17 protein-coding genes and 1 pseudogene are annotated in these 13,804 nt (G+C 61.8%); 8 read left to right on the forward strand and 10 right to left on the reverse strand.

What is annotated here, in order from left to right; genetic code table 11:
* Positions 1-30: 30 nt before the first annotated feature.
* Genes coxB through SJY08_RS09575 form a run of 3 tightly spaced genes read left to right on the forward strand, consistent with a single transcriptional unit; the run spans position 31 to position 3,588 of the window.
* On the forward strand, positions 31-729 hold the full coding sequence (gene coxB / locus SJY08_RS09565; RefSeq protein WP_377275416.1) for a cytochrome c oxidase subunit II: 699 nt from the start codon (positions 31-33) through the stop codon (positions 727-729).
* The gene (ctaD, locus tag SJY08_RS09570) at positions 726-3,251 is read left to right on the forward strand and encodes a cytochrome c oxidase subunit I (RefSeq protein ID WP_377275417.1); all 2,526 of its coding nucleotides are present in this window, start codon (positions 726-728) and stop codon (positions 3,249-3,251) included. The genes coxB and ctaD overlap by 4 nt, the downstream gene beginning before the upstream one ends.
* Before the next feature lies 1 nt (position 3,252).
* Entirely contained in the window at positions 3,253-3,588 is a 336-nt protein-coding gene (locus tag SJY08_RS09575) for a hypothetical protein (protein ID WP_377275418.1), read from the forward strand.
* 165 nt (positions 3,589-3,753) lie between these two features.
* Here SJY08_RS09575 and SJY08_RS09580 read toward each other — a convergent pair whose 3' ends face one another.
* The 5 genes and pseudogenes from SJY08_RS09580 to SJY08_RS09600 all read right to left on the reverse strand — a co-directional run bounded on the left by SJY08_RS09580 (position 3,754) and on the right by SJY08_RS09600 (position 7,206).
* The gene (locus SJY08_RS09580; RefSeq protein ID WP_377275419.1) at positions 3,754-4,788 is read right to left on the reverse strand and encodes a sensor histidine kinase; all 1,035 of its coding nucleotides are present in this window, start codon (positions 4,786-4,788) and stop codon (positions 3,754-3,756) included.
* A gap of 121 nt (positions 4,789-4,909) precedes the next feature.
* Positions 4,910-5,149 carry a hypothetical protein gene (locus SJY08_RS09585; RefSeq protein WP_054150675.1) on the reverse strand — a complete coding sequence of 80 codons (240 nt, stop codon included), beginning with the start codon at positions 5,147-5,149 and terminating at the stop codon, positions 4,910-4,912.
* Positions 5,150-5,698: 549 nt separating this feature from the next.
* Positions 5,699-6,124 (reverse strand): annotated as a pseudogene (locus SJY08_RS09590) (DUF2155 domain-containing protein); the annotation flags it as partial.
* 107 nt (positions 6,125-6,231) lie between these two features.
* Positions 6,232-6,630 carry an NADH:ubiquinone oxidoreductase subunit NDUFA12 gene (locus SJY08_RS09595; RefSeq protein WP_054150672.1) on the reverse strand — a complete coding sequence of 133 codons (399 nt, stop codon included), beginning with the start codon at positions 6,628-6,630 and terminating at the stop codon, positions 6,232-6,234.
* Between the two features lie 108 nt (positions 6,631-6,738).
* Entirely contained in the window at positions 6,739-7,206 is a 468-nt protein-coding gene (locus tag SJY08_RS09600) for a GNAT family N-acetyltransferase (RefSeq protein WP_377275420.1), read from the reverse strand.
* A gap of 57 nt (positions 7,207-7,263) precedes the next feature.
* Between SJY08_RS09600 and SJY08_RS09605 the strand changes: the two genes are divergently transcribed.
* Complete coding sequence (locus SJY08_RS09605) at positions 7,264-7,698, forward strand: hypothetical protein (RefSeq protein WP_300890838.1); 435 nt, start codon at positions 7,264-7,266, stop codon at positions 7,696-7,698.
* 27 nt (positions 7,699-7,725) lie between these two features.
* Here SJY08_RS09605 and SJY08_RS09610 read toward each other — a convergent pair whose 3' ends face one another.
* Positions 7,726-8,223, reverse strand: a complete 498-nt coding sequence (locus tag SJY08_RS09610; RefSeq protein WP_377275421.1) for a GNAT family N-acetyltransferase — start codon at positions 8,221-8,223, stop codon at positions 7,726-7,728.
* 5 nt (positions 8,224-8,228) lie between these two features.
* On the reverse strand, positions 8,229-9,734 hold the full coding sequence (gene gatB / locus SJY08_RS09615; protein ID WP_377275422.1) for an Asp-tRNA(Asn)/Glu-tRNA(Gln) amidotransferase subunit GatB: 1,506 nt from the start codon (positions 9,732-9,734) through the stop codon (positions 8,229-8,231).
* A gap of 138 nt (positions 9,735-9,872) precedes the next feature.
* On the opposite strand from gatB, the gene SJY08_RS09620 reads away from it, so the two are divergent.
* On the forward strand, positions 9,873-10,208 hold the full coding sequence (locus SJY08_RS09620; RefSeq protein WP_054150667.1) for a DUF1294 domain-containing protein: 336 nt from the start codon (positions 9,873-9,875) through the stop codon (positions 10,206-10,208).
* Here SJY08_RS09620 and SJY08_RS09625 read toward each other — a convergent pair.
* Entirely contained in the window at positions 10,205-10,714 is a 510-nt protein-coding gene (locus tag SJY08_RS09625) for a GNAT family N-acetyltransferase (RefSeq protein WP_377275423.1), read from the reverse strand. The two genes, SJY08_RS09620 and SJY08_RS09625, sit on opposite strands and share 4 nt — an antisense overlap.
* Before the next feature lie 274 nt (positions 10,715-10,988).
* Here SJY08_RS09625 and SJY08_RS09630 point away from each other — a divergent pair, with 274 nt between their 5' ends.
* From SJY08_RS09630 to SJY08_RS09640, 3 genes are read left to right on the forward strand one after another with little or no spacing between them, the layout of a single operon-like run.
* Complete coding sequence (locus tag SJY08_RS09630) at positions 10,989-11,246, forward strand: YjhX family toxin (protein ID WP_377275424.1); 258 nt, start codon at positions 10,989-10,991, stop codon at positions 11,244-11,246.
* A gap of 50 nt (positions 11,247-11,296) precedes the next feature.
* On the forward strand, positions 11,297-11,581 hold the full coding sequence (locus SJY08_RS09635; RefSeq protein ID WP_377275425.1) for a BrnT family toxin: 285 nt from the start codon (positions 11,297-11,299) through the stop codon (positions 11,579-11,581).
* The gene (locus SJY08_RS09640; RefSeq protein WP_082347753.1) at positions 11,556-11,813 is read left to right on the forward strand and encodes a BrnA antitoxin family protein; all 258 of its coding nucleotides are present in this window, start codon (positions 11,556-11,558) and stop codon (positions 11,811-11,813) included. Before SJY08_RS09635 ends, SJY08_RS09640 begins: the two co-directional genes overlap by 26 nt.
* Here the strand turns inward: SJY08_RS09640 and SJY08_RS09645 are convergent.
* Both SJY08_RS09645 and gatA read right to left on the reverse strand, forming a co-directional pair.
* Complete coding sequence (locus SJY08_RS09645; RefSeq protein ID WP_377275426.1) at positions 11,810-12,292, reverse strand: GNAT family N-acetyltransferase; 483 nt, start codon at positions 12,290-12,292, stop codon at positions 11,810-11,812. The two genes, SJY08_RS09640 and SJY08_RS09645, sit on opposite strands and share 4 nt — an antisense overlap.
* A complete protein-coding gene (gatA, locus tag SJY08_RS09650; protein ID WP_054150662.1) occupies positions 12,286-13,767 on the reverse strand; it encodes an Asp-tRNA(Asn)/Glu-tRNA(Gln) amidotransferase subunit GatA in 1,482 nt (493 codons plus the stop codon). The genes SJY08_RS09645 and gatA overlap by 7 nt, the downstream gene beginning before the upstream one ends.
* Positions 13,768-13,804 lie beyond the last annotated feature (37 nt).

A 13,804-nucleotide genomic window follows, 5' to 3' on the forward strand; every position in this document is an offset into this window, starting at 1 on the left:
TTTGCGGGGAAAAGGCCTGTGATCGGCGGAATGTTCCATCGCCTTGCGCCGCTCTCTCTGGGGGCGCTGTTTCTCACTTCCTGTTCCGGCGATCTCTCAGCGCTTGATCCCGCAGGGCCTTATGCAGGCGCGATCGCCGACCTCTGGTGGATCATGCTTTTCGGGGCCGGATTGATCCTTTCGCTGGTGCTCGTGCTTCTCGGCCTCGTTTTCTTCAGGCCCGGCTTCGGACGCAGCCTTTCACCCAAGGGCTGGATGATCGCCGGCGGGCTGTTCCTGCCTGTTCCCGTGCTGATCGCGCTGATGACCTATGGCATGGCGCAGGGGGAATATCTGATTGGCGCCTGGCAGAACGAGCCGGTGGTCGCCCGTGTCGAGGCGCATGGCGCCATGTGGCAATGGGGCTTCCGTTATCCGGATCTCGGGGATGGTGTCAGTACCGACGGGACCTTGCATATTCCGGCCGGCGGCGTGGTGGAGGTGCGGGTCACCAGCGCCGATGTCGTGCACAGTTTCTGGATACCGAGGCTCGCCGGCAAGATCGACGCCGTGCCTGGGCATGAGACGGTCGTGCGCATCCGGGCCGATGTGCCGGGCCGCTATGGCGGCATCTGCGCCGAATATTGCGGCAACGGCCATGCCGGCATGCGCTTCACCGTCGAAGCCCATCCGCCCGAAACCTATCGCCAACGTCTCACAGCACTGTCCGCAGGAGTGTCCGCACCATGAACGATGCCAGACCCGAGACGGGCTATCAGACACCGGAAACGGCGATCCGGCTGCACCATGAGCTCGACGCCGTCTGGGGCTCGGGCCATGGCCTCGAGAGGCTGTCGGCGGTGAACCACACCGTTGTCGGCAAGCGCTTCATGGTGACGGCACTCGTGTTCTTCGCGATCGGCGGCGTGCTTGCCATGCTGATCCGGGCACAGCTCGCCTCGACCAACAGCGCCTTCCTCGATGCCGCCCAATATGCCCAGGTCTTCACGATGCATGGCGTCATCATGATGTTCCTGTTCGCCATCCCCTTCTTCGAGGGCCTGGCGATCTATCTCCTGCCGAAGATGCTCGGTGCCCGCGATCTCGCCTTCCCGCGCATGTCTGCCTATGGCTACTGGTGCTACCTGTTTGGCGGCACCTTCCTGGTCGCAGCCCTCCTGTTCGGCATTGCCCCAGATGGCGGCTGGTTCATGTATACGCCGCTCTCCTCGCGGCCCTATTCCCCCGGCATCAATGCCGATGTCTGGCTGCTCGGCATCACCTTCGTCGAGATCTCGGCGCTGTCAGCGGCGATCGAGATCATGGTGACGATCCTCAAGCTCCGGTCACCGGGCATGTCGCTCACGCGGATGCCGATCTTCGCCTGGTACATGCTGGTTGTCGCGGCGATGATGATCATCGGCTTCCCGCCGCTGATCCTCGGCTCCATTCTGCTGGAGGTGGAGCGGGCCTTCGACCTGCCCTTCTTCGACCCTACACGCGGCGGTGATCCGCTGCTCTGGCAGCACCTGTTCTGGCTGTTCGGCCATCCGGAGGTCTACATCATCTTCCTGCCCGCGGCCGGCGCGCTATCGACCATCATTCCGGTTCTGTGTCGCACACGACTGGAAGGTTATGGTCTGATCGTGGCCGCCATCGTCGCCATGGCCTTTCTCTCCTTCGGGCTTTGGGTGCACCACATGTATACGGTGGGCATTCCACATGTGGCGCTCTCATTCTTCTCGGCGGCCAGTGCGCTGGTTGCCATCCCCACCGGCATCCAGATCTTCGCCTGGCTTGCCACCATGGCGCATGGCAGGCCACGCTATTCCATCCCGATGCTGCATGTCTTCGGCTTTTTCTTCGTCTTCGTGGCGGGAGGCCTGACCGGTGTCATGCTGGCCATGGTGCCCTTCGACTGGCAGGCGCATGACACACACTTCGTCGTGGCGCATCTGCATTACGTGCTGGTCGGCGGCTTCGTCTTTCCGATGATGGCGGCCGCCTATTACTGGCTGCCGCACATCACCGGGCGCCAGCCCGTGCAGCATCTGTCGAAGCCCGCCTTCTGGCTGATCTTCATCGGCTTCAACGTCACCTTCTTCATCATGCACCTGACGGGCCTGCGCGGCATGCCGCGCCGGGTCTTCGAATACCCACAGGCCGCCGGCTGGGAGGTCTTGAACTTCATCTCCTCGGTCGGCAGCTTCGTGATGACGATCGGTTTTGCGCTGGTGGCTCTCGACCTGATCATGCTCATTCGCCATGGCCGGCCATTCCGTCGTGACCCTTGGGAAGCCGGCACGCTGGAATGGGCGACGCCCACGCCGCCGCCGTCCTATAATTTCGGCTCGTTGCCACACATCGACATCCGCGCCGATGCGCTCGCGCCGCGCAGCCTCGGTCCGGAGCTCGCCGCCGGACGGGGCTATCTCGGCTTCATGCGCAATGGCTGGATGGAAACGCTGACCGTCGACATGGTGAGCGGTCGCCTCGACCATGTGGTCATCCTGCCCCGCCCGACCTATCTGCCGCTCTGGACGGCGATCGCGACGGCCGCCTTCTTCGCCAGTCTGCTCGCCAAGATCTACTGGTTCACACCCGTCGCCTTCGTGGCGGTCGTCATCCTTTTCTTCCTCTGGACGCCGGCGACGGGGCTGAAGCAGGATGTCGGCCCGCTGGAAGTCGGGCGCGGCGAGCGGGCTCTGCATCACCAGGAAGTGGCGCAACCGCCCTCGTGGTGGGCCGTGGTCTTTGCGCTCGCCGCCAATGCGACGCTCTACACGTCACTGGTCTTCGGCGCCTTCTTCCTCTGGCTATCCGCCCCCAACTGGCCGCCGCCGGATCTCGACTTCACCTTCGTTCTGCCGTCGCTGATCGGTGCTGGCACGCTCGTCACAGCCGCCATCGCCGGACGGTTCGCCAATGGTCAGGCCGGTCGGACGGTCACGAGCCTCGCGGTGACGCTTGTCGCACATATGATCAGCGTCGGCGCGGTCGCGGTACTGCTGATGTCGATCCCGGCGCCAACTGGGCATGCTGCCTCTGCGGCCGCCTTTGCCGTCGCCGTTTACGTCGGGCTGCATGCGGCGATCGGCGCGGTGCTGGCGATCTACGGTCTGTGGCGCTGGAACAGCGGGTATATCGGGCCGTCACGCATGCTCGATCTGCGGATCGGGCGGCTGTGGCACGACTATACCGCCGTTGCCGGTCTGATCGGGCTCGCCTTCCCCTTCGTGTTGCAGAGCCTGACCGGGATCGGAGGGCGATGAGATGAAAGTATCCCCGTTCGTCCTGCTGCTCACAGGCTTCGTGATCTGGTCAGGTGCCTTCCTGCTTCTCTATGGGGTGCAGGCGACAGGATGCCATCTCGGCTGGCACCAGATCGATGTCGGCCCGACCTCGGCGCTGCGACTTTTGCTGGCGGTGATGCTCGTCATTGTTTTGGCGCTGATCGGTGGGCTACACCGGTTTGCGACCAGGGCACTCACAGAGCCGCAAACCGATGAGGTACGGCTGCTGCACAAGATCGGCGGAATGCTGCAGGCAGCCGCACTGGTGGCGACGCTGATCACCTATGGCGGGGTGATGTGGCTGACCTTGTGCTAGAGGCTCGCCTCAACCACGGCTAGCTGCGACGATCTTGGCGACGCCGATCTTGCTCTCTTCGCTCATCTCTTCAAAGGCCCGCTTCGCCGTCGCCTGCGGCCATGACTCTCTCGCGCCCATCAGAGCGGGTCAGCCGGCAGCTTGCGGGTCGTCATGATCCCCCGCTTATTGCGGGATCGGCGCCCTCATTGTGCAGACGAGGCCTGTCGGGTGGTATTCGACGCTGACCTGTCCGGCGAAATCGGCAGCGAAGATGCGCGAGATGAGCTTAGAGCCAAAGCCTTGCGTCTTCGGCTCTTGCACATGCGGCCCACCACTTTCCTGCCAGACGAAGTGGAAAGCTTCGTTGGGATTGTCAGCCTTGCGATCGACCTGCCAGCGAATGTCAATCTTGCCATTGCCATCGGAAAGCGCGCCATATTTCGTCGCGTTGGTGGCAAGCTCGTGGATGGTCAGCGCCACCGTCAGGGCGTGTTTGGCGGTCAGGTCGAGATCGTGACCGGAAATCGAGAACCGCTGCTCGCTCTGCACATGCGGGCGCAGCGCGTTTTCGACCACGGCACGGATCGGCGCATCCTGGAGGGCCTTCGTCGAAATCATGTCATTGGCCTCGGCGAGCGCCTGCAAGCGGCCGGTAAAGGCATCGCGGCGATCGCGGATATCGTCGCCTTTCAGCGTCTGACGCGCGATAGCGCTAACCACGGCGAGCGTATTCTTAATGCGGTGTTGCAGTTCACCGTTCAAAAGCTCCAGCCGCTGCCTGGCGTCGGTGACGTCCGAGATGTCCTTGGATATCGACAGGATATGGGAGGGGCTGCCATCGGCGTTGAATATGGGTGCCACCTGCACATCCCAGAAGCGGCTATTGCCCTTCACGGTGTTCGCTTCACCCACGAAGCGGGATGGTTTTCCGGCAATCGCCGCTTCCACGGCCTGTCTGGCGGCGGTGTTGCCATCGCCACTCCAGAGGTCCGGCCAGGGGCAGCCCTTGAGCGGCGCGAAATCGTCGACTTCCATGACCCGCTTGCCGCCTTCGCTCATGAATTGCAAGCGACCCTGGAGATCGAGCACCTTGATGCAGTCGCCGCAGCCACTCAGGACCGCCGCGAGAAGCGCATCGTTGCCGACCAATAGCGGATCAGCCGCCGTCAGTTCGCCAACCATGCTGTCAACGGCACCAGCCGTCGTTGTGGACCGCATCACAGGGTCAGTCATTTCAAATGTTGGTCCAATTGAAAAAGAAAATATCCGGCTGAATCCTTGCTATCAAAAACGACAGGTGGCAACCCAAAAACGTCATGCCGGGGCCGTGAAGGCTCCGTCAGTTCACGGTCAGGTCTGCCGTTTCGCCGAAGGCGATGATCAGCTTGGGACTGTTCATGTCGCCGCTCTCCTCGTCGACCTGAATGGAATAGGCGGCGACACCGAGGTGGCGGGCGGACATGGCGGTGGCGATCTTCTCGGCGGCGGCGGCGCTGGAGGCCTGGCGCATCTCGCCGGGCACGATATTGCCACGGTTCTTCTTGAAGGGAAGGACGATGAATTTTTCAGAGAGAGACATGGGTGAACTCCTGTTCGTTCGCCTCTTGTTCTCCCTATTGGGGAGGATGTCAACCGCGAAGCGTCTCGCCGTCGAGGCGCCCGCAGGAAGGCGCTGTCGTTTCCCGGAGAACCGCTGCTCTCAGGTCAAACTCTTGTTGAAGCCGGGCACCGCCCAAGCAGAGGAGACCGCATTGCGGGAAAAGCAGGTGAGGCGCCCGGTGGTCTGGAAGCACAGCTATCGTGTCTGATTTGACCGACCTTAATCGCCTCAGAAGAGACCAACGCCCGGAGGCGGTGTCACCTGGGTCGGTGGCGGCAGCGGCTGGCCGCCCGGAATGAGATCGTCCTGCTGCAGACCGTCCTGCTCCGGCAGCGCGCCTCCAAAGACCTCATTGGGGACTTCCACCGGCGCATCGAGCGGCGGCAGGGCGGTCTGGTTGGGATCTACACCCGGCACGGTGGCCTGAGACGGATCCGTGACTGCCGCACCCGGCTGCGCGGAGGCTGCGGTCGGTGCCGGCGTAACGGCATCGGCAGTCTTTGCGGGTTCCGGCGCGGGCTTGGCGACAGCCTCGACACCCGGTGGTGGCGGGACTTCCGACTCGACCTTGCAGCCGGTCAGCCAGACGTCATAAATCGGGTGCTCGACGGCATTCAGCGCCGGGCTGTCAGCAAACATCCAGCCGGAAAAGATGCGGCGGATCTTGCGGTCGAGCGTGATTTCGTCGACCTCGATAAAGGCGTCGATCTTCTGCGCTTCCGTCTCGTCACGCGAATAGCAGACCTTGGGCGTCACCTGGAGGGCGCCGAACTGGACCGTTTCGTTGACATAGACGTCGAAGGTGGTGATGCGGCCGGTGATCTTGTCGATACCAGAAAACTCAGCGACGGGATTTTCGAGGCGGGCGGCATCAGCCTTGCCGGCAAGACCAAGCGACGCCGCGGCGGCAAGCCCGACAACCGGAATGGCCCATGCCCATCCACTCAACTTCATCGTCCCGCTCGCTTTCATCGATCCTCTTGCCCGTCTCGACCGGATGCCAGATACAAGAAGGGCCTCACGATAGAGGCCCTAATGCCGGATTATGGCCAAATCGGGTATCAGCTGCCCGGCGTCCAGGCATCATAGTCGCCGGTGACACGCGGACGCTCGCCGGTGGCGGAAATCGAGCCCTGCGGGCGATAGGCAGCAGCCGTGCCGGTCTGGTTCGGGCGATGCGCCTTTTCCCATTCGCGCGGCTTGTAGTCTTCCTTCGACGGCGGGGTATCGGTGCGGTAATGCATCCAGCCGTGCCAGCCGGAGGCGATCTTCGAGGCTTCGGCGTAACCGCTATAGATTACCCAGCGCTTCGGTTGACCCCAGCTCGTCATCGGACCTTCGTAATAGACATTGCCGAACTCGTCTTCGCCGACGCGCTTGCCGTGACGCCAGGTGAAGAAACGCGTGCCCATGGTCTGGCCGTTCCACCAGGTGAAGATCTGCAAGAGAAACTGCTTCATCGTGTATCCTTGGGCAATTAACGCAGGCCGCAGAACGGCCTTGTCGAACCTGTCTCGCTTATGCCGCCTCGACCGGCTGTTGTCCAGTGATTCCCCGTCGCACCCCCGTCATTTCAGCTTCAGCTTGAAGCCGATATGGGAGGGCGTGAAGCCGAGCCGTTCGTAGAAGCGATGGGCATCCTTGCGCACGGCGTTCGAAGTCAGCTGGACGAGGCGCATGCCGGTTTCGCGGGCATGCTCAATGGCAAAGTCGATCATGGCCGCGCCAATACCCCTGCCCCGCATGTCGGCCCGCGTCTGAACCGCTTCAATGATCAGCGAGGAAGAACCGAGCGCTGTCAGGGTGGTGGTGACCATCGTCTGGAAAGTGCCGACAACCTGACCGTCGAGTTCCGCGACATAAAGCGTCTCGTTTGGAGACGCGGCAATCTTCCGGAATGCGGCGCGATAGTTGGGCAAAGCCTCAGGATCGGTCGTGTCGCCATGGCCGCCGAGGGGATCATCGGCAAAGAGGGAGACGATCGCCTCCAGATCATTCTCGGTGGCTTCTCTTATCTGCACTGATTGGACTTGCATGCCGCCCCCGCTGTTGCACTAGTCTCGTGCTCCATAGCGATCCGGGAGGACTTCTTGATGACAGTGATGCGACGGCTGGTGACAATTCTGTGCGTAACTCTTTCTGCCATGGCGGCCGAAGCTCAGGAAGGCGGACGCAAGGCGATTGCCTATGTGCAGGCGCCGGAGATGAGCTCAGGGCTCTGCGCGGAAAAGGACGCGACCAGCGCAATCGACTGCGCCGTCAAGCAGTGCATCGCGGGCGGCGGAACGGTCGAGGCCTGCGAGGTAAATGCTGTCTGTTCCCCGGGCAACTGGAGCGTCGACATCTTCATGATGGCCGATGGCGGACCGCACTGGCACCAGTTTTCCTGCGGCTGGCAGACTAGGGAATTGGCGCTGAAGGCCGCAGAGCTTGCCTGCAGCAATGCCAAAGCGGACGGGCTTATCGAATGCACCGCCGTGCAACTGATCGACGAAGATGGCACGGTGACGGAAGCCCCGTTCAACTGACTGTCGCGCAAGCAACAAAAAAGCCGATCACTTGAGCGGCTTTTCCATGATCACAGCCTCGATCCCGCTGTCGGGACCGCCGCAATTCTTGGTACGGTCGACCTCGACGAAGTCATGTGCCTCGTAAAAGGCGATGGCGCCAGCATTCTGCGGCTCGACTTCCAGCCGCAGGATCTCGGCATCCGGAAAGCAGGTCTCGATCTCGGCGAAGAGATCGCGACCGATGCCCTGGCGCTGATGGTCCGGGTGGACATAGAGCTGATGCAGAATGGCGGTCTTGGTCAGCTTCTCGGAGATGGCCGCGAAGGCCATGCCGCCGATCCGCTTACCGTCGTCGGCGACGAGATATTCGCCGCCTTTGACGTGAATGCGCCGCTTGATTTCGGCCGGCGAATGCCAGGCCGCGATCAGCTCGGCGACCTTGGCCGGTCCGTAGAACCGGTCATAGGTCGCGTGGAAACTCTGCGTCAGCAAGGCGCGAATTGGTTCGACATCCCGGTCGTTGGCCGTGCGGACGAAGAACACCGATCTTACTCCTCGACGATGCCGAGCTTGGCCTTAACGAGTGCCTGGACAGCCTGCGGATTGGCCTTGCCGCCGGTCGACTTCATCACCTGGCCGACGAACCAGCCGGCGAGTGTCGGCTTGGCCAGCACCTTGGCGACCTGGTCAGGGTTGGCGGCAATGATCTCGTCGACGGCCTTTTCGATGGCGCCGGTGTCGGTCACCTGCTTCATGCCGCGGCTCTCGACGATTTCCGCCGGGTCGCCGCCCTCGTTGAATACGATCTCGAAGAGGTCCTTGGCGATCTTGCCGGATATGGTCTCGGCCTTGATCAGGTCGATGATGCCGCCGAGCTGAGCGGGCGAAACGGGAGTCTCTTCAATGGCTTTGCCGGCTTTGTTCAAGGCGCCCAGCAGGTCATTGATGACCCAGTTGGCGGCCGTCTTGCCGTCACGGCCTTCGGCCACGGCTTCGAAATAGTCGGCGATCGCCTTTTCCGAGACGAGCACGGAGGCGTCGTAGACGGAGAGGCCGAGTTCCGCCACGAAACGCGCCTTCTTGTCGTCGGGCAGCTCGGGAAGCGACTTCTTCAGCTCCTCGACGAAGGCATCGTCGAATTCGAGCGGCAGCAGGTCCGGATCGGGGAAGTAGCGATAGTCATGCGCATCTTCCTTGGAGCGCATCGAGCGCGTCTCGCCCTTGCCCGGATCGAAGAGGCGAGTTTCCTGGTCGATGGTGCCGCCATCCTCGATGATCGCGATCTGGCGACGGGCCTCATACTCGATGGCCTGGCCGATGAAACGGATCGAGTTGACGTTCTTGATTTCGCAACGCGTGCCGAACTCGCCGCCGGGCTTGCGCACGGAGACGTTGACGTCGGCGCGCATCGAGCCTTCGTCCATGTTGCCGTCGCAGGTACCGAGGTAACGCACGATCGAGCGCAGCTTGGTCATATAGGCCTTGGCTTCGTCCGAGGAGCGCATGTCGGGCTTCGACACGATTTCCATCAGAGCGACGCCGGAGCGGTTGAGATCCACATAGGACATGGTCGGATGCTGGTCGTGCATCGACTTGCCGGCATCCTGCTCCAGATGCAGGCGCTCAATGCCGATCTCGATATCCTCGAACTGGCCCTGGCGATCAGGTCCGAGCGAGATGATGATCTTGCCCTCGCCGACGATCGGGTCCTTGAACTGCGAGATCTGGTAGCCCTGCGGCAGATCCGGATAGAAGTAGTTCTTGCGGTCGAAGATCGAGCGCTTGTTGATCTGGGCTTTCAGACCGAGACCGGTGCGCACGGCCTGGGCCACGCATTCCTCGTTGATGACGGGCAGCATGCCGGGCATGGCGGCATCGACCAGCGAGACATTGGAATTCGGCGCATTGCCGAAGACAGTCGAGGCGCCGGAAAACAGCTTGGACTTCGACATCACCTGGGCATGGACTTCCATGCCGATGATGACTTCCCAGTCACCGGTGGCACCGGGGATGAAGCGTTTCGGATCGGGCGTGCGGGTGTCTACCAGGGTCATCGGATGCTCGTGTCATGCGTGGACGTGTTGTCTCGTGAGGTAGAGCAATTGGGCCGAAGGTGCAAGACTTGTGGGATGTTGGCAACGCGACCCTCCGTTGACGGAAAAGGCACAATGACTGGCTAGACTTCGGTCGCCATGCCAACTGACACCGTCCTCACCCTTCTCGCGATCTTTGCCCTGTGGAACGGGATCGTGTTCTGCGTCTATGCCTTCGACAAGATTGCGGCCACGCAAGGGGCGTGGCGCGTACGCGAGGACACACTCATCCTGCTTGCGGTTCTCGGTGGCGGCCTGGGCGCCTTTGCCTGCCAGCGGCTCCTGCGTCACAAGACACGGAAAGCGCCCTTTCCTGTCCTGTTGCCGCTGATGGCGGGGCTGCACATTGTTATCATCCTGCTGATTGCACTCGTTCCAGACGCGGTCCTTCATACGGCGGACGAGGCTGCTCTTCTTTTGGAACGGCTCATCTAGAATTCCTGACCATAGCCGCTGCCGCCAGCATCGGATAGTAACTTGGACAGGCCGACCGACTGCACATCGCGATCGAGTTTGGGATTGTAGCTGACGGTAAGCCAGTTCACCTGATAGCCCCTTCTTTCGAAGAACTTCAGTGCATCGGTGTTCATCGCATGGGTCTGAAGGCGGGCGAGCGGGATGCCTTGTGCCCTGAGTTCATCCTCGACCGCCTCAAGCAAGGCAGTGCCGAGCCCCTGGCCTTCCAGATCCGGTTCGATCCAGAAATCGGTGATGTTTTCATCCATGTCTTCGCGCGCGGCCCAGCCGGCGGGAACACCGGAGACCTCGACGACGGTGATGGTGATCCAGCCATCTTCCGCGAAGCGCGCAAAAGCGTCCCGCGCATTGGCCGCCATTTCCTCCGCCTCGCCGACGGACGCCATGGCCTTGCGCCAGGCACGCATGCCGACCTCCGTCAGCAGCCTTGCATCATCCTTTCGTGCCTTGCGGATCGTGACCATCCTCACCTCGTCGTTGAGAATAGTAAAACATCGGTGATGATTCTTGGCCAGAGCGTGTGACATTGCGGTCATGGACGCCGCAAACCGCATCGTGATATCAAAACACTGTCTACAGGAGTTTTGATGTTCGGTTTGTCCGAGACCCGGTAAAGGCCCTGCCCGCGCCCCTTCGAGGGAGCGATCGGCCAGGGCCAGAAAACGAAGCCCCGACGCCTTCAGGCGCCGGACCCGTTTTCATGCGCGCTACGCGGCGCGCTTCTCCGGACATCACAACATGGATATTTCACGCACGGATCAGCGTATCCTTCATCTCATGGCCCAGGGCGGCTGGATCGAACTTCACCGCGACGACCGCCGCAGGATCGAGAAGGCCTTGTGCTTCTCCCGCGACGGCTGGCTCTATCCCGGCTTCGACGTCGAGCTCTTTCGCAGGCTGAAACGCCTGAAGGCGATCAGTTCGAAACAGGGCAAGCCCTATCGTATTACCGAACGGGGCTTGAGGCTTGTAAGGGCTGAACTGGATAACCGGTGAGCTGGACGCGAGACTCTTGCCCGCCACTACATTCGTAGTTACACTTAAACATGAACTACGAGTGGGACGCCGCGAAGAATATCACCAACCAGATCAAGCACGGCATCTCCTTTGAGGAAGCCCGGCTGATCTTCGAGGGCGATGTTCTGACCGGCGTCGATGGGCGTCGCGATTATGGTGAAACCCGCTACATGAGCATCGGCGCAATCCAGGGATTGATCGTGATCGCCGTCATGCATACAGACCGCGACGGCACCACCCGCATCATCTCAGCCCGTCTCGCGAACCGCAGCGAAAGGCAAAAGTATCATGACCATCTCAGCCGCTCGTCTTAAGGAGCTTCAGTCCCGTCCGGACGCAGAGATTGATTACAGCGATATCCCGGAACTCGATGACGCGTTCTTCGAGACGGCCGTCCTCGTGACACCATCCGCTAAAACGCAGATCACGGTCCGGCTCGATAGCGACGTGCTTGACTGGTTTCGACAGCAGGGCAAGGGGTATCAGACGCGGATGAATGCGGTATTGAAGGCCTATATGGAAAGCCAGCGTCGGCGCTCGCGCTAAAACACCAGCTGCATCTTCACCTTGTCGACCGCCATGCCCATGGATGGCGAGTGCTGCATTCCGCGCCAGACGATGGTGAAGCCCAGATCCTTGTAAAGCCGGATCGCAGCTTCGTTGGCGGCGTGCGTGTCGATCCGTGCGCGTTTCAAACCTTCGGCGCGCATCTCGCGCAGCAGCCTCGAGACGAGCGCCGAGCCGATGCCGAGGCCCTGATGGGCGGGGCTCACCCAGAGATCGGAGATGTAGTCACGCGCACCGTCACGGGCGATCCAGCCCGCAATTTCGTCGCCGAGCTCGCCGATGGTGATCAGGCTGTAATGCTCATGGGCAAAACGGCGGAAGCTCAGGCGAATGCGAACCATCATGTCGACGCCGAAGGCATTCAGCACGGGATTGGCGGCCCAGGCGTCGAAACCGACGCGGCCGACGCTATCCGCATCGGCCGCTGTCATGTCACGGATGACGAAGTCCTTTACCACCACTTGGCCGGCGTGAACTTGCCGGCAGCCTGTTCGATGACATGGGCCGTCTTGAAGAGGGTTTCCTCCTCGAAGGGCTTGCCGATGACCTGAAGACCGAGTGGCAGGCCCTTGGCATCGAGGCCGGCGGGAACCGAAATACCCGGCAGACCGGCCATGTTGAGCGTGATGCTGAAGACGTCCTGCTGATACATCTTGACCGGATCGGCCGCGAGTTCCTTGTCGCCGATCGCGAAGGCAGACGACGGCGTGATCGGCGTCAGGATTGCGTCGACGCCGGCTTCGAAAGCGAGTTCGAAGTCGCGCTTGATCAGCGTGCGGACCTTCTGGGCCTTCAGATAGTAGGCGTCGTAGTAGCCGGCGGACAGCACGTAGGTGCCGATCATGATGCGGCGCTGGACTTCCTTGCCGAAGCCTGCTGCACGGGTCTTTTCATACATGTCGACAATGTCCTTGCCGTCGACGCGCAGACCGTAACGGACGCCGTCATAGCGGGCGAGGTTCGACGAGGCTTCGGCAGGTGCCACGATGTAATAGGCCGGCAGCGCGTATTTCGTGTGCGGCAGGGAAATATCGACGATCTCGGCGCCGGCCTCCTTGAGCCAGGCAATACCCTGTTGCCAGAGGGCCAGGACCTCTTCCGACATGCCTTCGATATGGTATTCCTTGGGAATGCCGATCTTCATGCCCTTCACCGAGCCGCCGATGGCCTTTTCGTAGTCCGGAACCGGCAGGTCGACAGAAGTCGTGTCCTTCGGGTCAACGCTGGCCATGGATTTCAAAAGGATTGCCGCATCACGCACGTCGCGGGCTATCGGACCGGCCTGATCGAGCGACGAGGCAAAGGCGACGATGCCGAAACGCGAGCAGCGGCCGTACGTCGGCTTGATGCCAACGGTGCCGGTCAGAGCAGCCGGCTGGCGGATCGAGCCGCCGGTGTCGGTTGCCGTGGCACCGGCGCAGAGATGCGCAGCAACGGCTGCGGCAGAGCCACCGGAGGAGCCGCCGGGAACCAGCTTCTCATCCGACCCCTTGGCCTTCCACGGGTTGACGGCAGGACCGTAATAGGAGCTCTCGTTCGACGAGCCCATGGCGAATTCGTCCATGTTGAGCTTGCCGAGCATGACAGCGCCGGCATCCCAGAGGTTCTGGGTCACGGTCGATTCATACTTCGGCTTGAAACCGTCGAGGATGTGGCTGCAGGCCTGGGTATGCACATCGCGGGTGGCGTAGAGATCCTTGACGCCGAGCGGAATGCCTTCGAGCACACCGGCCTTGCCATCCGCGATGCGGGCGTCGGATGCCTTCGCCATGTCGCGGGCAACATCCGGGGTCACGGCGACATAGGCGTTCAGATCGTTATTCGCACCCTCGATCGCGGCGAGATAGGCGTCCGTCAGTTCGACGGCCTTGATCTCCTTGGCGGCGAGTTTCGCGCGGGCTTCGGCGATGGTGAGGCTGATCAATTCGCTCATGGTCGGTTCACTTCAAACTGTCGGCGGGCCGGCAGGC

Source organism: Rhizobium sp. R86522 (assembly GCF_042466255.1).
Lineage (GTDB): Bacteria > Pseudomonadota > Alphaproteobacteria > Rhizobiales > Rhizobiaceae > Allorhizobium.

What these genes read in the sequence shown, in the direction of transcription:
- SJY08_RS09580 (WP_377275419.1), bottom strand. Translation starts at nt 4,788, where the DNA reads ATGCGGTCCACAACGACGGCTGGTGCCGTTGACAGCATGGTTGGCGAA.
- SJY08_RS09635 (WP_377275425.1), top strand. Translation starts at nt 11,297, where the DNA reads ATGAACTACGAGTGGGACGCCGCGAAGAATATCACCAACCAGATCAAG.
- SJY08_RS09605 (WP_300890838.1), top strand. Translation starts at nt 7,264, where the DNA reads ATGACAGTGATGCGACGGCTGGTGACAATTCTGTGCGTAACTCTTTCT.
- SJY08_RS09625 (WP_377275423.1), bottom strand. Translation starts at nt 10,714, where the DNA reads ATGGTCACGATCCGCAAGGCACGAAAGGATGATGCAAGGCTGCTGACG.
- SJY08_RS09600 (WP_377275420.1), bottom strand. Translation starts at nt 7,206, where the DNA reads ATGCAAGTCCAATCAGTGCAGATAAGAGAAGCCACCGAGAATGATCTG.
- SJY08_RS09640 (WP_082347753.1), top strand. Translation starts at nt 11,556, where the DNA reads ATGACCATCTCAGCCGCTCGTCTTAAGGAGCTTCAGTCCCGTCCGGAC.
- SJY08_RS09585 (WP_054150675.1), bottom strand. Translation starts at nt 5,149, where the DNA reads ATGTCTCTCTCTGAAAAATTCATCGTCCTTCCCTTCAAGAAGAACCGT.
- SJY08_RS09630 (WP_377275424.1), top strand. Translation starts at nt 10,989, where the DNA reads ATGGATATTTCACGCACGGATCAGCGTATCCTTCATCTCATGGCCCAG.
- coxB (WP_377275416.1), top strand. Translation starts at nt 31, where the DNA reads ATGTTCCATCGCCTTGCGCCGCTCTCTCTGGGGGCGCTGTTTCTCACT.
- gatB (WP_377275422.1), bottom strand. Translation starts at nt 9,734, where the DNA reads ATGACCCTGGTAGACACCCGCACGCCCGATCCGAAACGCTTCATCCCC.
- SJY08_RS09595 (WP_054150672.1), bottom strand. Translation starts at nt 6,630, where the DNA reads ATGAAGCAGTTTCTCTTGCAGATCTTCACCTGGTGGAACGGCCAGACC.
- SJY08_RS09575 (WP_377275418.1), top strand. Translation starts at nt 3,253, where the DNA reads ATGAAAGTATCCCCGTTCGTCCTGCTGCTCACAGGCTTCGTGATCTGG.
- gatA (WP_054150662.1), bottom strand. Translation starts at nt 13,767, where the DNA reads ATGAGCGAATTGATCAGCCTCACCATCGCCGAAGCCCGCGCGAAACTC.
- SJY08_RS09620 (WP_054150667.1), top strand. Translation starts at nt 9,873, where the DNA reads ATGCCAACTGACACCGTCCTCACCCTTCTCGCGATCTTTGCCCTGTGG.
- ctaD (WP_377275417.1), top strand. Translation starts at nt 726, where the DNA reads ATGAACGATGCCAGACCCGAGACGGGCTATCAGACACCGGAAACGGCG.